This window comes from Paenibacillus sp. S150 (assembly GCF_019352175.1).
Lineage (GTDB): Bacteria > Bacillota > Bacilli > Paenibacillales > Paenibacillaceae > Paenibacillus_AQ.
In genome coordinates, this window is the sequence record NZ_JACBYI010000005.1 from 98,017 (window position 1) to 121,599 (window position 23,583).

A 23,583-nucleotide genomic window follows, 5' to 3' on the forward strand; every position below is an offset into this window, starting at 1 on the left:
TCTCTTTGGCGGGTCAGCGCTCTTCTCTGCCGGAAGGGGGACTGCCCCTGGAGCTGCTTTAACTGATACTTTTTGAAAAAACAAAAGAACCTTCTTTTGAAATATGGTGTTATCATTGCGTTCCCACAGCTATATAGGGAAATGAAGAGACATACCAAATAAAGGTATTATATCTATTTACATTCCAATAAAAGACATATTAATTCTAAAATAAGGGAAAATATTGAAGGCGTATGAGGTATAATGATGAAAGGAAAACTACTATCTCAAATCAAAAACAGGAGGGTCATAATTTGGCTTGCATAAATGCGAGTTAAATGCAGGTTAAATCACAGTTCTATTAATGCAACCAATATCGTGACGAATGTATCCACGTCGGGATATAGAGGATTTTCTTATAACTCCGGTTACGGTGGAGTAGGCACTTATTATGCTTTGTCAGCTTATCCTTCTAACTTTGATTTCATTGACTACTATGTAGTCGGTAGCTGGTCTCCATAAAATAAACGAAATAAATTGAGAGGCAATTGACGTTCCAGATGATGCAGGTGAACTCGCCACCTGCATTTTTAACATAATCTTGGGATAAGGAGAGTCTTACTTTCGATGAGAAAACCGCTGACACTGCTTCTCAGTGTGATGCTTCTGCTTCCTTTCGCTGCCTGTAAAAATTTTCCTGGCGCCGTGGAATCATTGAAAGATATAGACCTGAGCACATATTTACAAAATACAACTTTACCCAAAAATCTTTCGATTGCATTCGATGCGGCAAAGGTTCACGAACTGTCCACCGCTAAAATATATAAAGCGGATATGCTGGAATTGGACCCCGGTACCGTAAAAAATGAACTTTTACTCAAAGAAGTTGTCGCTTCGGAAGTACAAGCAGTTGGAACGTGGGTACAGACCGGAGACAAGTTTTTTGCCGAGTACCTTGTCGTATATGATGGCGGAAAGGAATTCGGCAAAAAGGTGGAGGTCGATGGGGGGTTGTCATATACAGTGCAGATCAACAATCAAAAAGACAAATATTCCTATGTGATAACTAACACAGTCGGGCCTCCAGACATGAACGAACAGCTATTAAAGAGCAGATCACGGAGTGACTACGCTTCCACCGCTGACTTGTCTTTCATGAGCTACACGGATGCCCTGGCAAGCGTAGAAAAGAAATTAGGGGCCATCGGGTTTCCGCCGCTTATCCTTGCTGCAACGTATTCTCTGGATTTGGATACGATGCGCCAGCATTATGCCCTCTACTTGGAGGAAAACAAGGATCAGGATAATCCGGAGGAAATAAGCCTCTCGGAAGAAGATGAGGCCTACCAGTTTCACTTTTTACAAACAGATCGATACAATTCCTTTCGTTCATGTACCGTGGGAATGGGGGAAAGGGATGGCAAGTGGTCCTAATGGCAACATAATGAAGAACTCTATAATTAGCGTAACCTTCACCAAGAATGGAGCAACAAGTATAATTGCTCAAAATTTGTTTGATATCGAAGCCTCAAATGGAAGCGAAGAGCAGCCGCTCATTGGCGCTGCTGCTGCCTTGCAGGTTTTGTTTAAAGAATATGAGGATCTGCTGCTGGATGAAGGGACGAAGGTAGTGTCTGCTGAACTTTGTTACGTGTCCATTCCGGATGGAGATGCTTATCAGTTAATCCCGGCTTGGGTTTTCCGGATTGCCAAGCCTGTTGTATGGTCAGATCCCAATAACAAAGCAACTTTTCCTTTCGACGATTACAGCCAGTTTGTTGTCAATGCAATAACTGGTGAAAAAATGTCCGGGATGAGGTGACTCATCCTAATGAAATTATTTATTTCTTTACTGCATATCGGATTCCGCCTAGCGATTTTTTCCTGGCATTTTCTGCTCAGTTTCATTAGTGTAACGTTGGTGATGTTGATGACCTCACTTGGCATGATTGGTCCGCAGTCTGATGTGCTGTCTGTTGCGATCATAAGCGGGAGTGGTAATATTCCATTGATTGTCGGAATATTACCGTTAATTCCGTTTGCCATTACCTTTGCTTCGGAATGGGAGGAGCGAGCGGTCAGCTTTTGGATCATTCGCTCGGGTGTACGGGCATACGCCATTAGCAAAGTGATGATGAGTGCCTGTTCGGGTTTTTTAGCAACCTTTACCGGAATTTTGCTGCATACGTTGCTATTATGGACCCAGCTGCCGTTGTATACGAATTTTCAGACCGGTGATGCGTACGCTCCGTTATTGGACGCTGAAATGCCCTGGCTCTACTTGCTCAGTGCGGCGGCGCATTTGTCCTTATCCTCTGCGTTGTTTGCAGTAGCGGCCCTATGGATTTCGGCCTATATCCCGAACAAATAGACGGCCTTGACAGCCCCGGTCGTTCTTTATTTTGTTCTGCTAAGACTGACCAGGAATTGGGATATTCCATTCTTCTTGCAAATAGGCATGCTTGTGGAAGGAACTTATCATGCTGGTTCTCCTTTAACTGCATTGTTGTTTAAGCTCGGGGTGGTCCTGTGTTTAATTTGGCTGCTGGGGTATGGAACAATCGCACAAATCGGAAGGAGAGTGCGTCATGATTGATTGCAAAACCATATGGCTCTGTGCGCAGCTCAACTTCAAAAAATGGAAGATTACCCCTCGGATTTATACACTTGCAGTTGTGGTTGGAGCTTTCTCACTCTGGATGTTCTCTTGGATTGCGGACTATTCTGCTGCTGTGGATACTGACGTATCCCCCTGGGTATTTCCCTATTTAATGAGTGTTCCTGTCATGTTCCACATCTTCGGCTGCCTGACTGCCTTGCTGTTTTGCGATGCTCCGTTTACTGATAACCATACGCCCTTCTTGATGATCCGCATGAGCAAACGCGATTGGGCAATTGGACAACTGCTCTATATCGTGCTTGCTGCATTTGTCTACACTGCTTTTTTTACGCTCATGTCCATGCTTGTTCTCATTCCAAATGTCAAATTTAGCTCTGACTGGGGGACGGTGTTAAAGACGATTGCATTCAATCGCGGAAGCTTGAACAAATATAATATTACTCCATACGCGGAAATCGGTTCTCCTGTGATTACAATGTTCTCGGCTCTTCCCGCTATGCTGATCAGCTTTGGGCTATTTTGGCTCGTGTCGGTATTCATCGGTGTCCTCATCTTCAGTTTTCAGGTAGTTATAGGCAGGCTGAGCGGATTGATCGCGGCAGGCATATTTACCTTCATTTCCTATTTTTCAGTTTATGCAGGGCAGATGGCTTATGGTCGTGTCATCTATTATGTATCGCCGCTTAACTGGAGCAGTATGTTTTATTTGGACTGGGGAGGTGCAGGGCAGATGCCTTCTCCAGCCTATGCTGTGAGCGTTCTTGCGGTGTCTATACTGTTAATGAGCACCCTATCGATTATTGTATTCTGTAGACGTGATATGAATATACAGAGAGGATGATGGGGTTATAGATATTCAATTTTGCTTTCTTCTGAAGGCAGAGGTAGGGATGGCACACGACACAGAGACTGGAGAAGCAACAGAATGCTATACACAGGTTACTTTTGGAAATGCGACGAAGCTTCCTGCTAATTATTCTGCAATGCAGCAGTCTGTCCGTCATGCGGTTGCTGCACAATTTGGCACAGATGTAGAATAGTGGTTCCGATCAGCACGCAGGAATATGATGCAAACATAGAACGAGATTAGCTCTATTTCAAAAAGTTAAGCGAGAGATTATTAGGCTCACTATTGTGGGCATAACATTTCTCTCGCTTTTTTTGTAGTATAGTCGTATTTGTTGGAATACAGAAATAATAATTCTTGGACAAAGGAGAGATAGAGCATTAAGCAACACCAATGCTAAAGCACTCTCGAAATACTTTAAGCAACTTTATCCTCACCACGGAGCTTCATTTATTATGATTTGAAAAATCTGTTCTATATCAGATTGTTTAAAAAAGTACCCTCCGGTTTCTTCAGAAGTCCTGGGATTAAATTCTTCAAAACTTGTTTTGTTATCTTTTAGATATAGGATTGAGTAATCCCAGATGTTTTCTATACTGTATTCTTTTTTTTTAGAAGCTTCCATAACCAAAACTAGATTGTCTGTAAGCAAGTAATATATCTTATTATTTGCAAAACGATATTTATTCATAGTACATGGACCTCCCAATATCAGTTTATGAAACATTTTATCATAAAAAAGTGTTTTTTTGTTACAAAAATTGAATAATGTTGCAATTCTATAAATATATAATCTTTATTAAGATTTCCGGCCGATATCTTAAAAAAAGAATATAGTAGGAGTGGTTAATTTGAGGAAATTTTTTACTTTGTTTACATCAATTATCTTGATGCTTTCAGTTTCAAGTTCAGTATTTGCAGAAAGTAACGTATCTACAAATCCTGCTAATGAATTTGCTCCATCTGTTATTTCTATAAGTCAAAACTATACTCAAACAGTCGGTGAAAATGGTCAGACTGTGATATCTTCAGGTGTAATTCCTGAAGGAGCAGAAACCCAAACATTATATTTTTACAAAGAATCTGATGTTATTCAAAATAAGAATAGTATCTCAAGTGCTGAGGCAGAGAATTTTTCTGTAGTACCTAGTGCAGTTCCTTATGGTGAATTAATCATATCAATAATTCCATCCTATCGAACAATTGTTTCAAATTGGACTGCAACATTTCTCCCAGGAGTACAAATATCATACGTAAACCTGCAAATGTTTTTGCAGCTTAGTTCTTTGTTTGTTTGGACTAATGAGCGAAATGCTTTGTTCACGTATACCGGGCCATTAACTAATTTTATTGCGAATCAAGCCACGTTTTCAAACATTACTGTCGATGGCTATTATAGAACAAGGATGACGGGAAGTGTTACTTCTGTACTACAAGGAGTACTGACCCTCAGTCCAGCTAATTCAGCTACAGTTGAAATTCCAGCAGCAATTTAAATTTAAACTCGAATATCCTGTCAGTACGTAAAATATATTGGTAGCATTATTAGATGGAGTTCCTATTAACTGAGTGTATGGCGATAATTTCAAGTAATGATTTTAATTCTAATCAAAAAATTAAGCGAGGGGAAATAATGCTCATTGAGTGCATGATACCCTCTTGCTTTTTTTTGTTTTTTTGTAAGAAAACAGTTCGAAACTGTCCAATAGAAAGAAATAACTATTTATTTCAATACAGGGAGGAATTGATTTGACCTATAAGGTTGAAATCTTGGAGGCCACCAAGCAGTTTAAGGAAACGGCAGCGCTCAATCAGGTGACAGCCAAATTCGCGGCCGGCCGGATTCATGGAATCATTGGGCGGAATGGCTCGGGGAAGACCGTTCTTTTCAAGTGTATTTGCGGTTTTATGCAACTTGACTCTGGAAGTATACGGATTGACGGACAGACCGTCAATCCTGCTGTGGCGCAGAATATTGGTGCCAATACTTTACCCAAATCTGCATTTTTTGTCGATATACAAAACATACTTGACTAGTGGGAATAATGGGATTATAGTATGAAAAAAGCTTGGAAAGCAGAGAACGGTTTTCAAATAATCAAGTATTTAATCTTTAATTAATAATTGTATACAATTATACAATTATTTTTAAGGGCATTCCGAAAATTATTAATGAGGGGTATATAGATATGGAGACGCGGTCACGAAGGTTGTCAAAGGATAATACCTATTATGCATTAAAACAAAAAATTATTGATAGCGAGTTAGAGCCGGATCAGGCGGTCAATGAAGAAAATCTGGCGGCGTTGCTCGGGGTCAGCCGCACTCCGCTGAGAGAGGCTGTCCAGAGATTGGAGAATGAGGATTTCCTCGTCCGCCAGCCTAATGGGAGGCTGCGCGTGGCCTCAGTAACCATCAAAGAGGTTGAAGAGGTATTTCTTATCCGCAGCATGCTTGAAGGCTATATTGCAAGAAGTGCAGCCAAGCATGCTACCGACAAAGATATTCTGAATTTAACTATGATGATGGAAAAATTAAAGCATTCCTTCCAGCTAGGCGACAAACAGGATTTTGTATCCTATGGCTTTGAGTTCCACGATTATCTGTCTGAAATCAGTCAGCTGAAAACATTTGAGAAAGTTCTGAATCAATTAAGAGATCATTCGCTTCGCTACTGCCGCTATGTCTCGATGCATGGAGACTGGAATACACAGGCGGATGAAGAACATAATTATATCCTGCAAATGATAGCCGACAAAAATGAAGACGGCGCAGAAAAAGCAATGCGGGATCATATTTTAAGCAGCCTGTCTGCTGCCCTTGAGCACATCAAAGGGATTGTAGAAGTATAACGAAAGGGGATTACTTCACCTATGGCTCCACTACATGAGATGGATCAGGCTTTAGCCAGTCAATTGATAGACGTTCGGAGAAACCTGCACCGGGAACCTGAGCTGGCATATGAAGAGTTCAGAACTACAGAGAAGCTGCGGGAATGGCTGACAATTGCCAATATCCGTATCCTGGACCTTCCGTTAGAAACCGGGCTTATCGCCGAGATCGGACAAGGCAACGGGCCCATTGTGGCTATCCGCTGCGACATCGATGCACTGCCGGTAGAAGAACAGACGGAATTAGCTTTTGCCTCGGAGATACCGGGAAGAATGCATGCTTGTGGCCATGACTTCCACACGGCTGTCATCTTAGGTGCTGCCTTGTTGTTGAAGGAGCATGAAAGTGAATTGCCGGGAAGGGTCAGAGTATTGTTCCAGCCGGCAGAAGAAACAGGCCACGGGGCGGAACGGGTTTTGGCTTCAGGAGGACTAAAGGATGTAGCTGCTATATTCGGTTTGCATAATTCACCGGATCTGCCTACAGGAGCTTTCGGAACGAGAACGGGAGCTTTAACGGCAGGTGTTGACCGGTTTGAAATTACCGTAAAAGGTGTTGGCGCTCATGCCGCTACTCCGGAAAAAGGTGTAGATACGATTGTGACCGCAGCGCAGATGATTACAATGCTGCAAACCATCGTAAGCCGTCAAAATAATTCACTGGAGCCGGTTGTGTTAAGTGTTACCCGAATTCATGGAGGCTTCACATGGAATGTATTGCCGGAACGGGTTGAGCTGGAAGGTACGGTCCGGACTTACAATGAAGAGATCCGCCGCCATATTCCCATCCAGATGACCCGGATCATTGAAGGAATTGCCGCAGGAGCCGGGGCTGAAGCGCAGCTGCACTGGTATCCGGGCCCGCCTGCAACTGTGAATCATGGGAAATGGGCTGACTTTGCCAAGGCGGTCGCCTTAGATGCCGGATATGATGTGCATGAACTTCCGCTGCAAATGGGCGGAGAAGATTTCTCATTCTATCTGCAGCAGATACCGGGTGCGTTTGTAAATATCGGAACAGGGCCGGCCTATGCTTTGCATCATCCCCGTTTCGATGTGGATGAGGCTGCTATACTTCCTGCTGCCAAGTATTTTGCTTCATTGGCCGAGCGGGCACTTGCGGAGCTGCAAGAGAAGGCTTAATCCCAAAGCTTAAATCCACAATATGATTGAGGGGAATGAACATGATTGAATTAAGGAATGTATACAAAACATTCACCCGGAAAGAAATTACGATTGATGCCCTGAAAGGGATCGATTTAAAGGTTGAAAAAGGCGATATATTCGGGGTAATCGGCTACAGCGGCGCCGGGAAAAGCACTTTAATCCGTTTAGTCAATTATTTGGAAAGACCGACAAAAGGACAGGTTTTTGTAGCCGGTCATGATTTGGGGGCATACAGCGATAAAGAGCTGCGGGCCGCCAAGAAAAATATCGGCATGATTTTTCAACATTTTAACCTGTTAGAATCGAAGAGAGTATTTGACAATGTTGCGATCCCTCTCGTTCTGCTGAAGAAGAGCAGGGATGAAATCCGCAAGCGGGTTCAGGAGCTGCTTGAGTTTGTTGGATTAAGCGACAAGGCCGGAAGCTACCCGAGTGAGTTGTCGGGAGGACAGAAGCAGCGGGTCGGGATTGCCAGAGCGCTTGCTTCGAATCCGTCGATCCTTCTGTGTGACGAAGCGACTTCTGCCCTGGATCCGCAGACTACAAGGTCCATTTTACAACTGCTGAAAAGAATCAATGCCGAATACAACATTACGGTGATGATCATTACGCATGAAATGTCTGTCATTCAAGAGATTTGCAACAAGGTGGCTGTGATGGAAGAGGGACAAATCATAGAACAAGGAAGCGTTCTGGATGTATTCGGACATCCTAAGCATGAGACCACGCAAAATTTTGTGAAGACCGTTATTCAGAACAGCATGACATCCAGCGTTCAAAAGTCAATAAGAGCAGAACATGGAAGCCAGATCTATAAACTTAATTTTGTTGGAGAAAGCGCATCAGAGCCCATCCTGTATGGGATGATCCGTGCCTGCGGTATAAAGGTCAATATTTTATTTGCGAATACGACCGAGATTCAGGAAATGACACTGGGGACAATGATCATTCAATTGAATGGAGAGAGGGCAGAGATTAACAGTGCTTTATCTTTCCTGAAAAGAAATGAAGTAAGCGTAGAGGAGGTGAAATCTTATGTTCTCGACAACAATAACAGGTGAACAATTTATACAGGCAATCCTAGAAACGATTCAAATGGTAGGGGTCTCCTTGCTGCTTGGTTCCCTGCTCGGGATTCCAATCGGGATATTGCTCGTAATCACTCGTCCGGGTGGCGTCTTGGAGAACAAAGCCCTTTACTCCATACTCAATCCGGTGATCAACATCATTCGCTCACTGCCTTTTATTATTTTGCTGGTTGCAATTGTTCCGGTAACAAGGGCAATTGTTCATACCTCGATTGGAACGAGCGCAGCGATTGTACCCCTGATTATCTATATCGCACCCTACATAGGACGTTTGGTAGAGAACTCCCTGCTTGAAGTGAACCCCGGAATTCTTGAAGCCGCGGAGGCAATGGGGGCTACTCCGTTTCAGGTCATCTGGTACTTTTTGCTGCCGGAAGCGGTCGGATCATTAATCCTGTCATTGACAACAGCAACTATAGGGTTGATAGGTGCAACTGCAATGGCCGGAACGGTAGGCGGCGGCGGAGTTGGAAACCTGGCCATAGTATACGGCTACCAGCGTTTTGACACCGTAGTAGTGGTAGCCACCGTAATTATTCTCATCATTTTTGTGCAAGGAATTCAATCTTTAGGCAACACGCTGGCCAGAAAAATTCGCCGCTACTAGCTATCGCTGATAAAAGGAGGGAACGGCAGGTGAGTGAATGGAGCAAGCAGGATCGGTTCCGGTCCATATTATCCGGAGAACGGGCGGATCGTCCGATTGTGAGCGGATGGCGCCACTTTATTGACAAAGAACAAAATGCGGAAGATTTGGCGGCAACAACGATTTCTTTTACGAAAAAATATGCCTGGGACTGGGTCAAAATTAATCCGAGAGCAACCTACTTAGCTGAAGCCTGGGGAAACCGGTATGACTTTACGGATTATCAGACGGTATTTCCCAGGCAGACAACGACCGTTATACCAACAGCCGATAATCTCTGGGAACTCGAGGTGAAAAAGGCAACCCGGACTGCGCCTCTGCTCGAGCACTTGGAGGCGGTTAGAATAATTCGTCAAGGGTTGCCCGACACACCGCTAATCCAGACGGTATTCTCACCATTAACGGTGCTGTTGTTTATCGTGGGGCGTTCTGCTTACGTAACCAAAACTGTGTTTGGCATTGAGCAGCCTGTTACTCTGGAATCCTTGTTTAAGGAACATAGGGCGGCGGCACATCATGCGTTGCATGTGATTTCATTAACATTAGCCGATTATGTGCAAGAGCTGCAGCAAGCGGGTTCAGACGGCTTGTTCTATGCAGTCACAGGTACAGCACATCCGGGCTTATTTGATGAAGCGATGTTCGATGAGCTGTCCAGACCCTATGATTCTATTGTCCTGGAGGCCGCAAGCTATGGCAAAAACATCCTTCATACCTGTGGAGCTTATGCCCAGCCTGAGAAATTCAATGATTATCGTATTGACGGGATCAGCTGGGATACTATAGCCGAAGGAAATCCGGGGCTGGAAGCAAATCTGAAATCTACCAAAGTAGGCGGTGTTGATCACGGATTGTTTGCAGTAAACAATCTTGAGCAAATTCAAAAGCAGGCCGAGGAAGCTTTGACGTTAATGAAAAACCAGCCTTTTATTCTCTCGCCAAACTGTGCAATTCCGCTAAATGTAACAGATGAGGCGTTGGAACAACTAAAAAACTCAGTATTTGAATAGGAGATGACGGTAATGAAGAAGTTAATGTTAGTGATGTTGATAGGTGTTCTGGCGGTGTTGACGGCTTGCGGCAATAAGGAGGCAGAGAGCTCCGGGGATAAGAAGAACCTTACCGTTGGATTTGGTGTTGGAACCTATGAGGAGCAATTCCGTCAATCCATTCTGCCGATCCTGGAGAAACAAGGCTATACGGTTGACATTAAAACGTTCTCTCAAAACATGCAAGTCAATCCGGCGATGAAGGAAGGCTCTATTGACGCAAGTATCTTCCAAAGCACAGCCTACATGGAGGCTATCAATGAAGAAATTGGTGCAGACATGACAGGGATTGCCTATGTTCCAGGTGCCCCGCAAGGTCTATATTCCGTAAATCATACAACTCTTGACGATGTGAAGGATGGCACAACAGTGGCTGTTCCCAACGATCCGGTTAACCAGGAGCGCGCGCTGCGTATTCTGGAGGAATTGGGCTGGATTAAAATTAAAGAAGGAGCAGGCGTAGCGGATTTCAACATTAACAGTATGGAGCCGGACAAATATAATATTGATATTAAAATATTGGACCCTGCGCAAATTCTGGTATCCCTTCAAGATGTTGATTATGGTGTTGTAAACGGCAATTATATTGCGAATTCACCGGACAGAAAGATTACGGATGCCCTCAAGATTGAAAATACGCCATTGCAGCACAGAATCATAGTATCGGTTAACAAAAAGGATGCAGATACCCAGTGGGCCAAAGACTTGAAGGCAGCGTATGAATCCAAAGAGTTCGAAGAATACATCCTTGGCCTGGAGAAATATGATGGCTTCATTCTGCCTGAGGCATGGGAGAACAATTAAGTAAGGAAGTGAATACAGGTGACCAAGCAAAGAATTCATTTCATTGGTGGAGGACAGATGGCGGAAGCGATGATCCGCGCATGTATTGCCAATGCTACCCTGTCTGCGGATCAAATCAGTGTAACGGATATTAACGAAGCACGTCTTCAGCTGTTGAATACCAAATATAGTGTAAAAACGGACCGTTCGCAGGAGCAGGACCTGTCTGCAGCAGATTTAATTGTTGTTGCCGTCCGCCCGCAGGATGATCTGGCTGCACTCGGACAAATTGTAGGGCAATTCGCTTCACCTGCCGCCGCAGTCGTATCGATTGTGGCGGGGGTAACGATTGTGAAGCTAGGTGAATATTTTGGCGCTGAACGCCCTATTATCCGGGTTATTCCCAATACATTGACCGATACGGGTTACGGATATAGCGGTGTCGCCTTAAATGCCTGCGCCGCCCGTGATCAAGTGGAGAAGTTCCTGCTCGGGTTCGGCAAGGTGCAATATCTGGAGGAGTCATACATAGATATTTTTACCGGCTTCGGTGTGGCCGGACCTAATTATATCTATTATTTCATTGAATCCTTTGCGGATGCCGGCGTACTCGCCGGACTGCCGCGGGAGCAGGCATGGAAGGTAGCGCTGGAGAATGTTATGGGAGCGGTTGTGATGCTGCAGCAGACAGGTCTGCATCCAAGACAGCTGCTTGATATTAACAATTCGCCCGGCGGAGTCGGCATTCACGGCTTGTACGAGCTGAACAACAGTGATTTCGCGGCCGGACTGCAAAGAAGTGTCCTTGCAGCCGTAAAGCGGACTACTGAGCTGGGAGTGAAGGAATAATGGCAACGCTGAAATGGGATCATTTAGTGCACTATGTCAATAATCTGGAACAACCGGTTGAAATCTTTGGAGAGCATGGTCTGGTTGCTTTTAAGGGAGGGTCCCATAGGGATTGGGGAACCCATAATGCCTTAAGTTATTTTGGGCTAACCTATCTTGAGTTTCTCGGCATTGAGAATCTGGAATTGGCAAAGGCAACGGAGCACAATATTGTCGTGAGGGATGCCGTTAAAGTTCTTCCGGAGCATGAAGCCTTAAGCCGAGTTGTAATCCGGACGGATGATATTGATGAGATCGCCGCTTCCTTGAAGGCAGCAGGGTTATCACTATCTCCTATCATCGATGGCCGCCGTCTGGATAACGGGGGCAGACTAATACAGTGGCGGATGATGACCATTGACGGCGACTTTCAGGGACTGGTCTACCCGTTTATCATTCAATGGAACGGGACGGATGAAGAGAGAGCGGAACGCCTAACGGCATCCGGCGTCATTCAGCCCCATCCTGCGGGAAATGCTGAAATCGTGAGCGCGGTATTCCACGTCTCAGATCCTGCCGCTGCCGCCGGGCATTGGGGAGAGCTGTTCGGACTGTCCGTTGCTGAGCCAGCGGCCAACCTCTTCAGCCTTAAGATTGGAGATCAATCTTTTGATTTCGTGCAAGGGGATGAGAACCGCTTCAAACGGGTTCTGTTTACAACAGATTCACCAGCATTAAAAGGACAGACGATCCGGGTTGGTGAAGGAGAATATGTTTTTGCCTGAGGATATATAAGCACAAACATCCCGCAATCATGAATGGATTGCGGGATGTTTGTGTTCAAAGAAGCACCTCCGGTTACAATAGCTGTTTTCCCCTTTAAGTCCGGAATATCCTTAGGCACGCTTCTTCATCAGTTAACATGATGTTCACAAAAAATATACTTTATTTTCCATAAATATGTTATTCTTATAACAATACTAGATTATTTCCTTGGCGGAAGTTAGATGATTCGGAAAGGGGGTATTCCGGCTCTTAGTGTGGTCAATGGAGTTTGCTTTTTTGTGAACGTTTGCAAGATGCACAACCACAAAAAAAACGGAGGTTTTGACATGCTGGCCAAAATGAAAAAATATGGAGTTTATAGTTTAGCTCTTTTGCTGCTGGCTTCGGTTGCCTTGACCGGATGGAGTGCCCGGGCAGCTGCGGCAACCCCCATTACAACGGATTTCAGATCACTCTCGGCTTCCCAAATTGTCAGCGAAATGGGCGCCGGATGGAATTTAGGAAATCAGCTTGAGGCATCTTCGAATGGTACGCCGAGCGAGACTGCTTGGGGGAATCCCGTTGTTACTCAAGAACTGATCAAAAAGGTGAAAGCTGCAGGATTCAAAACAATTCGTATCCCCGTTTCTTACTTGAATTATATTGGAAGCGCTCCCTCTTACACGATTAATTCTGCATGGCTGGATCGTGTGAAAACGGTTGTAGACTATGCCTACAACGAAGGCCTGTATGTGGTCATTAACGTTCACGGGGACGGGTACAATACCGTTCAAGGCGGGTGGCTTCTGGTGAATGGCGGCAACCAGACTGTCATCAAAGAGAAATATAAGCTTGTGTGGCAGCAAATTGCCAACAAGTTTGTGGGCTATGACGAGCGGCTAATCTTTGAGTCCATGAACGAGGTTTTTGACGGTACTTATGGTAATCCGAATTCTGCTTACTACGCCAACCTTAATGCTTACAATCAAATCTTCGTGGATACGGTCAGACAAACCAGCGGCAACAATAGTGCAAGATGGCTGCTGATTCCGGGCTGGAATACGAATATTGACTACACTGCCGGCAATTACGGCTTTGTTCTGCCAACCGATACGTACCGGTCCTCTACGATCCCCAGTTCGGAAAAAAGAATTATGATCTCCGCACACTACTATTCGCCGTGGGATTTTGCAGGTGAAGAATCAGGGACGATTACGCAATGGGGGGCATCGGCCACGAACCCATCCAAAAAATCGTCTTGGGGACAAGAGGATTACCTGAATTCGCAGCTCCAATCGATGTATAATAAGTTTGTTACCCAAGGCTACCCGGTAGTGATCGGTGAGTTCGGTTCCATCGACAAAACTGCCTATGATTCCAGCAATAACGTGTATCGTGCAGCGTATGCCAAAGCGGTAACAGCAGCAGCGAAACAATTCCAGGCAGTGCCGGTTTATTGGGATAATGGCTATAACGGCCAGCATGGCTTTGCGCTGTTCAACCGTACGAACAACACCATAACTCAGCAAGGCATTATTGATGCAATCATGCAAGGCATACAATAATCCTTAGAACGACCCTTTTATCAAAACGGCGTAGCCTGCCAGTGGGCAACTATGCCGTTTTTTTCTATTTTTAACGGATATCAGAGTTTTCATCTTTTCATCAGGAATACAAGAGGGAAATGAAGCAAAATCCAGAAAACTTGAACAAAGTTGCAAAAGCTGCGACTTTTTTGTTTTATTTGCGTATATGTTCCTTTATAGAGACTTAAATACGCAAAGAGGAGCGATGCATCTTGAATTTCATGAACCAAAATGGCGACAATCCGATGCAGGGACGCAAGCTGCCGGAGCTGAAGCCGGGAATGTACAAGAAGATTGGAATGGGGATAGCTGCCGCCGTTGTGCTGATTTTTCTGGGCTCTTCTTCATTCTATACCGTTCAGGAGCAGGAACGTGCGGCTATTCTTACATTTGGCAAGTATACGAACGAATCCTCGGCAGGCCTTCATTTCAAATGGCCGTATCCCATCCAGCAGGTGATTACGGTGCCGGCGGAGCTGACCCAGCGGATACATATCGGGTACCGTCAGGAAGCTGAAGGGACTGTAGCGGTTGATGATGAAGCGATGATGATTACCGGCGATGAGAATATCGTATCTGCCGATGCTGTAGTACAGTGGAAAATCAGCAGCATCCGCGATTATCTGTATAACATTGACGACCCGGACAAATTCCTGCGTAACTCGGCAAGCTCCTCGATCCGTGCAGTAATTGGTTCCGAGAAGCTGGACTATGCGATTACCGACGGAAAGACGGTTATTCAGGATAAGGTCAGAGAACTGCTCGTCGATCTGCAGAAGAAATACAACACCGGCATTCAGATTATTGATATCAAATTCCAGGATATTGAGCCGCCAAGCGGCCAGGTAGAGGAAGCTTTCCGCGAGGTAACCAATGCCCGTGAAGAGAAGAACACGAAGATCAACAACGCCAAGAAATATGAGAATGATATCATTCCAAAAGCACGCGGGGAAGCGCAAGCGCTGCTGGAGAGGGCCGAAGGCGAGAAGAAATCGCGGATCCTGAACGCGCAGGGCGATGTAGCCCGGTTTAATGCGATTTTTGCCGAATACAGCAATAATAAGAGCGTAACCGAAAGCCGGCTGATTCTGGAGACGCTGGAGACAATTATGCCTGGCGCCAAAATCTTCATTACCAACTCGAATAGCGATACCGTGAATTATCTGCCGCTGAATGAGCTGATGCGCAGTACTTCAGGCAGCTCGCCTGCCCCGGCAGCTGTGAATCCGCCTGCTTCGGCCACACCGCAAGGAGGAGATGCTAAGTGAAAAGAAACACTATTATTGCACTGATATCATCCGTAGTTCTGGTTATCCTGCTTTCCGGCTCTATGTATATAGTGAAGGAAGGCGAATACAAGGTAGTCCTCCGTTTCGGTGAAGCGATGCGTGCCGTGGAGGAGCCCGGGCTGAAGCTGAAGATTCCTTTTATCGAGAATGTCTCGGAGCTTCCTAAATATCAGATGACGTACGAAAGCTCGCCGACCAGCATTCTGACCAAGGACCAGAAGCCGATTGTGGTTGATAATTATACCGTCTGGAGAATTACCAACCCCTCGCAGTTTCTGAGAACCGTACAATCAGTAGGCGGCGGGATTCAGCGTATTGATGAAGCCGTATATAACTCGGTGCGCCGCAAGCTGTCGGAGGTCAATTATGAGAATATTATCAGTGAGGACACCGGACGGGGCAATATCAACGATGAGATAACCAAAGACGTAATTGACGCCTTGACCCGTGATAATTACGGGATTGAAGTGATTGACGTACGGATCAAACGTACCGACCTGCCGGAAGAGAACAAACAAAGTGTCTACAACCGGATGATCTCGGACCGCCAATCCATTGCCGCGCGGTATCTGTCCGAGGGCGACGAGGAATCCAAGAAAATCACCTCCAGGGCAGACCGAACCTCCAGAGAGCTAATGGCCCAGGCCGAAGCCGACTCCAAGAAAATAATCGCTGAAGGCGAAGGTGAAGCCGCCAAAATCTATAATCAGGCCTATGGCAAGTCTCCTGAGTTCTACAGCTTCTACCGTACGCTGGAAAGTTATGTGACTACGCTGAAGAATGAGCCGGTCATCATGATGCCCATTGATTCGCCCTATGCCAAAATATTGCTGGGGCAATAGGCTTATCGGGTACGGGTGTATTTTTGGAAAACACCAGCAGACTAAATTTCCACCGCGGACAGCATTATTGAATCAAGAAATCTGCAGACGGGCAGCGGCCGGAAGTCCAAACATTCTCTGGAGTCACGACCGAACCTAAACTATAACAATCACAAGTTCAATCTATATAGTTTATAAGTTTCTGGTCTATTTTAAATTAAAATAGAAAGTTGATGGGATGATGAAGTATCGTATTGCGTTAAATGGTGAAACGCCTCCTGATTTGCCCGAAGAACGATTTGATGGTGTTGGGATGATACGTGGAGAATATATCTTGAGGAAAATCGGGAAGTATATTACGACCCACGATGCGAAGCATACCTTGTACGCCTATGTAGAGAGCGTTTGCCAAAAATATAATAAGCAAGAAGTTTGGTATCGGACCACAGAATTTGTCACCCCGGAAATTAATGTACTGGAAGGTGTGGATGCAATATTTGAGGAAAAGCACTATATTCTGGGTATGAGAGGTGTCCGCCGTGGTCTGAAATTCAAGGAAACATTTAAGGAGGAATTGAGATTAATTAGCGATTTATCAACAAAATACAGTAATCTGAATATTTTAATTCCCTATATCAAGGACCCAGATGAACTAAAAGAAGTCATTAGTTTGCTTAATGATTTGAATTATAAAGGTAAATACGGAATTATGTTAGAGATCCCTTCCGTGTATTTGTTGCTGAAGGAATTTTCTGAATTAAACGTCAGCAATATCACTATAGGGATCAATGATCTTACCATGCTGACCTTGGGAACATTCAGAGGATCAGAATATCATGACCCAACCCACCCGGCAATATTAAAAATCATCAGAGATACCGCTTGTTTCGGAAAAGAAAGCGGGATCGAGGTTAACGTGGCCGGATATATTAGTGATAAGTTAATGAGAATAATTGAGAACGAGGAATTAGATCATATTATCCTGCATTACAAGGACATACCTGATTTATTGGCATTACCTGAAACGGATTTTCCCGAAACAGAATTATTGAAACAAATAAAAAACAAGACCAAGCAGGCTATTGAGGAAAGGCAATAGTGTAGTTCCCCTTGATATTAGGTATGGGATGCGTGCAGACAATGCTTTCCTGATGGACATTCATTTCCAGCACAGTTTTCAAGGATTACATCCATGATTTTCTGCCTCCAAAGGGTAGTTTGCACGGTGATGGATTGACTCGAACTGTAGCATTTTTCTGTTCGTAGTCTCCTGTCACTGGGCCGGACTTACCTTTCAAGCTGAGAAACTTTTTGGTTAACAAGCCCATGTGGTTCGTCACATGAGCTTGTTTTTGCTGCGCATTATTCTTTTTTGCCGGGATAACGCTTGGAATTGTCAGTCTGACCTAGAATATAGTCGATGCTTACTTTATGGAAGTTGGCTAGAGTAATTAAAACGGCGCTCGGGACATCCAAATTTCCATTCTCATAGCGGGAATAAGTGGCTTGTGTAATATGTAAAAGCTCAGCCATTTGTTGTTGCGTCAGGTCTTTGTCTTCGCGTAAGTCGCGGATTCTTTTGTACAATGTGATCACCCAAGACAAGCTTACTTTATGCGAAAATTGCATATTAATATTTATGCGGTTTTCGCATAAAATTTAGTAATCCGGAATTCCAAAAGATTAATCAGAAAATCACTGAATCCATGCAAATACTCAAAGAGCATCTATCCGAAGAAGATTTTGAGCAAGTCGAAAAGCTGTTCGATTTACAAAGTGATACAAACTCTTTGCAATCAGCATTATCGTTTATCCAAGGCTATAGAACGGTTGCATTAATGATGATTGAGGTATTTACTGGGGAGAAAGAATCTATGCATGAAGGAAAATAATAACCAGTAGGAGAACCGAGGCGGGCAAATGCGTTTCGGTTTTTATTTTTCTGCTCAACATTCTACTTGGAAGGCGGCAGAATCTTAACACATTTGGAGTAGAGAAGCCTGTGGAAAATAAAGAAATTAAGCACGTAGCCATATATCTAAGGAAATCTCGGGATGATGGCGAATTTGAAGACGTTCTCTCGAAGCATAGGGATACCCTTCTGGCCTTGGTCGGAAGTTGGAATTGGACCTATAGGCTATATGAAGAGGTGGCTTCAGGGGAAAAGATCGAGGCCCGGAAGGAAATGAAGAAATTACTTCGGCATGTCGAAGACAAATTGTATGATGGTGTGGTCGTCATGGATATTGACCGTCTAGGCCGTGGAGAAAATAAGGATTGGGCACTCATTAAAGATACATTTTTGAACTCGGAGACGGTAATCATCACCCCAAGCAAGATATACGATCTGGAAGTGGACAATGACGATGTATCGTTTGATTTTATGTCCATCTTCGCCAGAATCGAGTACAAAACGATTAAGCGCAGAATGAAGCAAGGAAAAGAAGCAGGAGCTAAGAAAGGCATGTGGACGAACGGTAAGCCACCATTTCCCTACTATTATGATAAGAATACAAGAGCGGTACTGGTAGATGAAGCTAAGCGTCCAATTTATCGAACCATTGTAGAAAAATATTTAATTGGAAATAATCTGGGGCAAATTGCTATTTGGTTGACAGATAACCGAATACCGACTCCTTATAATATAAAACCAAATGGATAGACAAGGGATGGTCTAACGTGACGGTACAGCGTTTATTGCTAAGTGAAATTCATCTTGGTTATATTACCTATGGGAAGACGCGAACCAAGCGAGGACAAGTAGAATTTGTACCTAAAGAAGAACAAATAAAAGCTATAGGTGCACATGAAAAACTAAAAACACAAGAAGAGCATGATGCCATTAAAGAGCGGTTGGTCAAAAATCGGTTAATGAATCCAAATGGACGCAGAAATCTGTTTCCTTTGTCAGGATTATTATATTGTGAAAAATGCGGTTGTAAAATGCAGTTCAGAGTAGCTTACAGCAAAAGTAAAGGACAGTATTGGAATACGCTTTGCTATCACCATTATAAAGATGGGATAAGTGCAAGCAGAAAGGAAAGGCATTGGATGAGGAATTCTTTAATGCATTGTATGATCGAGTAATTCAATTAGACTCGAACATTATTAGGGATATTGAAATGCATAATAATGGGTTTGTCGACACGAAAGCTATAATTGAAATGAAAGAAGCGGAATTGCATAAAGAGAGTCGGGCTTTTGTTAAGCTACATGAATCTTATGAAGAGGATATTATTACGAAGCAAGTATTTTTAGAACGAAAGGCTGTCAGGACAAGACAGATTCAGCAGTTGGAGGAAGAATTGCAGAATTTACGGAAGGTGGTAGTAGATGAAAGCAATTATCCTACGATGGAGCAGATTGTTAAACGGATTGGGCAGTTTAGGGAGTTGTGGAGTGAAGCGGTGACTAGTGAAGAGAAGGATCGGGCGTTGAAGAAGCTGGTAGAGCGGGTTGTGTATAATCGGGAAGGGAATCGGGTGGAGTTGACGGTTTGTTATAGATGATTTGAATTAGGATAAGTCTTTGGAGGCTTCTGGAAAAAACTCCAGAAGCCTCTTTTAATATGGTACAATATACCTAAATTAGCTATTATCAGACTTACAACTTCATATAAAGAGGCAATAAATAGCGTAAAGAGCTTTATCGATATTAAGGAAAGTGATCTATTATCGCTTGATGTATTAGGACAAATCAGAAATAAAGTAACACATTTTGGTATTTATAGAGAAATTGATTTTCATGAAGTTATTGGAACAATAAATAACACAATACAGTTTCTTATTGAAAGCTTATTTCCTTCTCTCATGAATGACGGAACTGACTATTATAATTTGGATGAGCTAATTATGAAGCTTAATGAAACCCTAGAATTGGCTAGCTATCAGGAGCCATTTACTGGTCGGGTTATTTTGGAGAAGAGTTTGCAAATCTCAATAATCTAATTGATGAAGTCAAAAACGAAAATGAGTTTCAGGAATTCTTAGACCAGCGTAACATGGAGATATATATTGAACGCGATTGGTATATTGATGCGAGCACGTTTAAGATATTTTTCTTTGATGACTACGAGGATAAATCACTAGAGTTCAGCACTGTTAATTATCCTAGTTTTAACATTACTTTTTTAAAGAATAATGATAATTGCTTACATAGAAATTAACATAATTTACCAAACGACAATGATAACGCAATATATGAATGAAGTAAAGTAGGTGGCATATCTAGCAACAACTTTGATTTCTTGGGCTCGAAGAAGCAGTTTTAAAAAAGACAATATAGTTCCAATACTTTAAAATCTATATTGAAAAAGAATATTCTTGAAAGTTATTCAGGAAGTCTGAACTTCAGTTAACTTCGGATTCAAGCATCGGGGCATTCACCCCTCGGTCAGGCAAAGGTAATGGGAGGGAGAGGATTCGGCCGATCTCCAATATCAGTATTTCCAAATTTTTAAAAAGACTACTTTTATCAAATTATGTAAAACAGGACTTCGAAAAGGAGTGTTTCGTTTGGATTTGTCATTGACGCGTGCTATAAAAGAAGCAAGTTATTTGTCAACACAAAAAACGCACCGATATCGTCCAATATTAAGATACATGTATGAGCAACATCGTATATTTAATAATGAAGTTTTACCGATAGAAATTTTCACGCATCTTAAACAATTCCCGGAGTTTGGGGATTATACTCTCGAAGAGCAAGATGCTGATTTATCGGTTTTAGTTCAAAACAATAACTTAGTGTTGAATCAAGTTAATACAGATGCTGTTACATTAGAAGAACTTATTAAGAATCGAAAAACGTATTCTCTAACGGAATATACCATTGAGTTTGAAAAAATGCTAATTTTTATGGAGAAAAAGCTTCATCGTATACGCGGTGGTTCGTTGGACAAAAATCTCACTGAGCGCTTATATAATGCACTTATAAAATTAAATGCATTCTCTGTGCCAACTGATTTGGATCCGACTTCGCTTATTCAATTATATGAAGCATGGGACGAGCTGTTTGAACGGTTTACAAAGCTTGATAATGATGCTTCGGATTATTTGAATCATATCAGCGGTGATAAATTGGACAGCAAGATGGAAACCGATGCCTTCATCGTATTTAAAAATCAGTTTTGTTCTTATTTAACGGATTTTATGGTTGAGCTTAACCGTAATTCGCCTGCGATTATAAATATTATTACACGCATTTCGGAGAAGAAAATTCAGAACATTATAATGCAGCTCGTCCGCTATAAGAAAAATATCCCGACCACGACGGCTGTATCGGATAAAGATTATTTCGATACCTTTTTTGATGTATGGACAGGCATCCGTAACTGGTTTCTAGCAAGTGGTACCAAATCGAGCAAAGCATTTCAACTTGAAGTTCGCACTCGGGATGCTATCAGTAAAATGTCTAAGCTTGCACATTTTCACGCGGAGCGGCAATTTGTGAAAAAGAGCCGAGTAACAGAATTTTTACGACTTGCAGACATGGTGCATGAGTCCTGCAACTTGGAAGAAGCCCATAAAGTTTTTTCTTACTTATTCGGGTTTGAAGGCATCCAGCATTTCAAAGTCGCACGGAAATCTTCGGATAGAAATGATGGAACGGTATGGGATTTTGACCCGGATGAACTAGATGTGACGTACCGTATTCGACCGCCGTCCGACAGAACCATAAAACAGAATTTGAAGGTATCGAAAGTGAGCCAGGAATCACTCGAACTGCAACGGTTGCTCGCGAAGCGGCTGACGTACGAGGAAGGTGTACTAAAAGCGCTCGTGGAGCAGCCCTGCTTGGTCCTAAAGGATTTGGACATCGGAGTTGAGCCGTTTGTTCGAAAAGCATTATTGGATTGGATAAGCGCAGCGCTTTTGAATCCAATTGGTTACGGCATCTATGAAGGTACCACAGAACTTGGCGTGAAATTTAAACTCCATAAGGCTAGTAACGATATCATCGAATTGCATTGTTCGGATGGAATCCTCTTCTTGCCGGATTTCGAACTGACATTCACGGAGGTGAAAACACATGAAAAAGCTGTCACAGGAATTTCTTAATTGCATTCATCAATTGCTTGATAGTTTTTGGGTTGTGCGCAAGGAAAATCCAGAGCTGTTTTATGAAATCAAACAAAATGAAGGGTTCCTGCGCGACTACTTTAAGGACTATTTCCGTTTTAAATTGGTTGTTGGTACAGATTTTGCAAAAGTCGAGAAGTTTCAAGTAACACCTCAACCATCAACAGGCATATCTGATTTCAAAGAAGTCAAAGATTACGTCATTTTTTACTGCGTACTTGCGTTTTTGGATGGGAAGGCGTCAAAACAATTTGCGTTGTCGGACGTTTGCCAAGCGGTCGTTTCGTACTACCCGAGGAGTTCAAAGGAAAAAGTCGGTGAAAATACACCGGCGTTAACATGGAAGGGTAACGAAGGATATAAAAACCGTTTATCCCTTGTCCGTGTATTGAAAGAAGCTGTTCGGCGGTGTCTGATAGAAGTAATGGATAAAAATATTGAAGACTTCCAAGACCGAGAAACGAATGATGCGCTGCTGCGTTCAACCGGACTTGTAAAATATTTCATGCGTAATATCAGTTTTAATATTGAAGAAAAATTGACGCTGAATGATATTGTGTTGCTTCAAGAAACGCAGGAACGGGAATTAGGTGTAGAAAGAAGGCATTTACTGTATCGGAAACTGTTTTTGGAGCCAGCCTTGTATCGGCATGAAGTATTGGCGGTAGATTTTGATTACTTAAGACAGTACGGTCGCCACCTAAATGAACATGCCGAAAAATACTACGATATGAATGTAGATGTCTACGGGAGCAGTGCTTTTTTAGTAAAAGAGAACGTCGGCACGTTTCGGCGTTTTTTTCCAGCTAGTAATGCCGAATCAAATCTAGTTGTTCAGTTTGCAACGTTGTTGCGGCTTAAAATCATCGACGATAATGACAGTCTCCTTGAACAAAAAGACGGGACGGTCATTTTAACAAATATTGATTTGGATATTATGTGCCGACAGCTTATAGATGAGAACAGTCATGGATGGACGACGGGCCTAAAAAGCATGAGTGTCGCTGAAATTAAGAATATAATTAAAAACATGCTATTTGATTGGAAGTTAGCGTTGTCAACGCAAGAAGGCGATTTGAAACTATACGATGTAATTGGAAGATTCTTCGAAAAACCTAAAGAAGAAAAAAATAAAGGAGCATGA

Annotated in this window: 26 protein-coding genes; 24 read left to right on the top strand and 2 right to left on the bottom strand. The window is 43.2% G+C overall.

The window, feature by feature from the left end:
- The first annotated feature begins 606 nt into the window (after positions 1 to 606).
- From HYD27_RS07540 to HYD27_RS07555, 4 genes are all read left to right on the top strand, one after another.
- Complete coding sequence (locus HYD27_RS07540) at positions 607 to 1,413, top strand: hypothetical protein (protein WP_219213189.1); 807 nt, start codon at positions 607 to 609, stop codon at positions 1,411 to 1,413.
- Positions 1,397 to 1,801 (top strand): two-component system regulatory protein YycI, encoded by a 405-nt coding sequence (locus HYD27_RS07545; protein WP_219213192.1) that lies wholly within the window; start codon positions 1,397 to 1,399, stop codon positions 1,799 to 1,801. Before HYD27_RS07540 ends, HYD27_RS07545 begins: the two co-directional genes overlap by 17 nt.
- Before the next feature lie 9 nt (positions 1,802 to 1,810).
- Positions 1,811 to 2,350 carry a hypothetical protein gene (locus tag HYD27_RS07550; RefSeq protein ID WP_219213195.1) on the top strand — a complete coding sequence of 180 codons (540 nt, stop codon included), beginning with the start codon at positions 1,811 to 1,813 and terminating at the stop codon, positions 2,348 to 2,350.
- Positions 2,351 to 2,567: 217 nt separating this feature from the next.
- Positions 2,568 to 3,440 carry a hypothetical protein gene (locus tag HYD27_RS07555; protein ID WP_219213198.1) on the top strand — a complete coding sequence of 291 codons (873 nt, stop codon included), beginning with the start codon at positions 2,568 to 2,570 and terminating at the stop codon, positions 3,438 to 3,440.
- A 439-nt stretch (positions 3,441 to 3,879) separates the two neighbouring features.
- On the opposite strand, the gene HYD27_RS07560 is transcribed toward HYD27_RS07555, so the two are convergent.
- Positions 3,880 to 4,137, bottom strand: a complete 258-nt coding sequence (locus HYD27_RS07560) for a hypothetical protein (protein ID WP_219213200.1) — start codon at positions 4,135 to 4,137, stop codon at positions 3,880 to 3,882.
- A gap of 160 nt (positions 4,138 to 4,297) precedes the next feature.
- On the opposite strand from HYD27_RS07560, the gene HYD27_RS07565 reads away from it, so the two are divergent.
- From HYD27_RS07565 to HYD27_RS07630, 14 genes are all read left to right on the top strand, one after another.
- A complete protein-coding gene (locus HYD27_RS07565; protein ID WP_219213202.1) occupies positions 4,298 to 4,942 on the top strand; it encodes a hypothetical protein in 645 nt (214 codons plus the stop codon).
- Positions 4,943 to 5,195: 253 nt separating this feature from the next.
- On the top strand, positions 5,196 to 5,483 hold the full coding sequence (locus HYD27_RS07570; RefSeq protein WP_219213204.1) for an ATP-binding cassette domain-containing protein: 288 nt from the start codon (positions 5,196 to 5,198) through the stop codon (positions 5,481 to 5,483).
- A 152-nt stretch (positions 5,484 to 5,635) separates the two neighbouring features.
- A complete protein-coding gene (locus HYD27_RS07575) occupies positions 5,636 to 6,298 on the top strand; it encodes a GntR family transcriptional regulator (RefSeq protein ID WP_219213205.1) in 663 nt (220 codons plus the stop codon).
- A gap of 21 nt (positions 6,299 to 6,319) precedes the next feature.
- Positions 6,320 to 7,480, top strand: coding sequence for an amidohydrolase (locus HYD27_RS07580; RefSeq protein ID WP_219213207.1), 1,161 nt, complete (start codon positions 6,320 to 6,322; stop codon positions 7,478 to 7,480).
- 41 nt (positions 7,481 to 7,521) lie between these two features.
- The gene (locus HYD27_RS07585; protein ID WP_219213208.1) at positions 7,522 to 8,565 is read left to right on the top strand and encodes a methionine ABC transporter ATP-binding protein; all 1,044 of its coding nucleotides are present in this window, start codon (positions 7,522 to 7,524) and stop codon (positions 8,563 to 8,565) included.
- Positions 8,540 to 9,199 carry a methionine ABC transporter permease gene (locus HYD27_RS07590; protein WP_219213210.1) on the top strand — a complete coding sequence of 220 codons (660 nt, stop codon included), beginning with the start codon at positions 8,540 to 8,542 and terminating at the stop codon, positions 9,197 to 9,199. The genes HYD27_RS07585 and HYD27_RS07590 overlap by 26 nt, the downstream gene beginning before the upstream one ends.
- 29 nt (positions 9,200 to 9,228) lie before the next feature.
- A complete protein-coding gene (locus HYD27_RS07595; RefSeq protein WP_219213211.1) occupies positions 9,229 to 10,248 on the top strand; it encodes a uroporphyrinogen decarboxylase family protein in 1,020 nt (339 codons plus the stop codon).
- Between the two features lie 12 nt (positions 10,249 to 10,260).
- Entirely contained in the window at positions 10,261 to 11,091 is an 831-nt protein-coding gene (locus HYD27_RS07600) for a MetQ/NlpA family ABC transporter substrate-binding protein (protein ID WP_219213214.1), read from the top strand.
- An 18-nt stretch (positions 11,092 to 11,109) separates the two neighbouring features.
- On the top strand, positions 11,110 to 11,919 hold the full coding sequence (gene proC, locus HYD27_RS07605; RefSeq protein ID WP_219213215.1) for a pyrroline-5-carboxylate reductase: 810 nt from the start codon (positions 11,110 to 11,112) through the stop codon (positions 11,917 to 11,919).
- Positions 11,919 to 12,683 (top strand): VOC family protein, encoded by a 765-nt coding sequence (locus tag HYD27_RS07610; protein ID WP_219213220.1) that lies wholly within the window; start codon positions 11,919 to 11,921, stop codon positions 12,681 to 12,683. Before proC ends, HYD27_RS07610 begins: the two co-directional genes overlap by 1 nt.
- A 327-nt stretch (positions 12,684 to 13,010) precedes the next feature.
- On the top strand, positions 13,011 to 14,228 hold the full coding sequence (locus HYD27_RS07615) for a glycoside hydrolase family 5 protein (protein WP_219213224.1): 1,218 nt from the start codon (positions 13,011 to 13,013) through the stop codon (positions 14,226 to 14,228).
- A 242-nt stretch (positions 14,229 to 14,470) separates the two neighbouring features.
- Positions 14,471 to 15,517, top strand: a complete 1,047-nt coding sequence (gene hflK, locus HYD27_RS07620) for an FtsH protease activity modulator HflK (protein WP_219213491.1) — start codon at positions 14,471 to 14,473, stop codon at positions 15,515 to 15,517.
- Positions 15,514 to 16,380: a protease modulator HflC gene (hflC, locus tag HYD27_RS07625; protein ID WP_309242032.1), complete on the top strand. Its 867-nt coding sequence runs from the start codon at positions 15,514 to 15,516 to the stop codon at positions 16,378 to 16,380. Before hflK ends, hflC begins: the two co-directional genes overlap by 4 nt.
- Positions 16,381 to 16,597: 217 nt before the next feature.
- Positions 16,598 to 17,458: a putative PEP-binding protein gene (locus HYD27_RS07630; protein ID WP_219213227.1), complete on the top strand. Its 861-nt coding sequence runs from the start codon at positions 16,598 to 16,600 to the stop codon at positions 17,456 to 17,458.
- 263 nt (positions 17,459 to 17,721) lie between these two features.
- Here the strand turns inward: HYD27_RS07630 and HYD27_RS07635 are convergent, their stop codons facing one another.
- On the bottom strand, positions 17,722 to 17,946 hold the full coding sequence (locus tag HYD27_RS07635; RefSeq protein WP_219213230.1) for a helix-turn-helix domain-containing protein: 225 nt from the start codon (positions 17,944 to 17,946) through the stop codon (positions 17,722 to 17,724).
- 65 nt (positions 17,947 to 18,011) lie between these two features.
- On the opposite strand from HYD27_RS07635, the gene HYD27_RS07640 reads away from it, so the two are divergent.
- From HYD27_RS07640 to HYD27_RS07665, 6 genes are all read left to right on the top strand, one after another.
- On the top strand, positions 18,012 to 18,251 hold the full coding sequence (locus tag HYD27_RS07640; RefSeq protein WP_219213494.1) for a DUF6809 family protein: 240 nt from the start codon (positions 18,012 to 18,014) through the stop codon (positions 18,249 to 18,251).
- 110 nt (positions 18,252 to 18,361) lie between these two features.
- On the top strand, positions 18,362 to 19,021 hold the full coding sequence (locus tag HYD27_RS07645; RefSeq protein WP_219213234.1) for a recombinase family protein: 660 nt from the start codon (positions 18,362 to 18,364) through the stop codon (positions 19,019 to 19,021).
- Positions 19,018 to 19,446, top strand: coding sequence for a recombinase family protein (locus HYD27_RS07650; RefSeq protein WP_309242037.1), 429 nt, complete (start codon positions 19,018 to 19,020; stop codon positions 19,444 to 19,446). Before HYD27_RS07645 ends, HYD27_RS07650 begins: the two co-directional genes overlap by 4 nt.
- Positions 19,407 to 19,868, top strand: coding sequence for a hypothetical protein (locus tag HYD27_RS07655; RefSeq protein WP_219213240.1), 462 nt, complete (start codon positions 19,407 to 19,409; stop codon positions 19,866 to 19,868). The genes HYD27_RS07650 and HYD27_RS07655 overlap by 40 nt, the downstream gene beginning before the upstream one ends.
- A gap of 1,005 nt (positions 19,869 to 20,873) precedes the next feature.
- On the top strand, positions 20,874 to 22,418 hold the full coding sequence (locus tag HYD27_RS07660; RefSeq protein ID WP_219213243.1) for a TIGR02677 family protein: 1,545 nt from the start codon (positions 20,874 to 20,876) through the stop codon (positions 22,416 to 22,418).
- The gene (locus HYD27_RS07665) at positions 22,390 to 23,583 is read left to right on the top strand and encodes a TIGR02678 family protein (RefSeq protein WP_219213245.1); all 1,194 of its coding nucleotides are present in this window, start codon (positions 22,390 to 22,392) and stop codon (positions 23,581 to 23,583) included. Before HYD27_RS07660 ends, HYD27_RS07665 begins: the two co-directional genes overlap by 29 nt.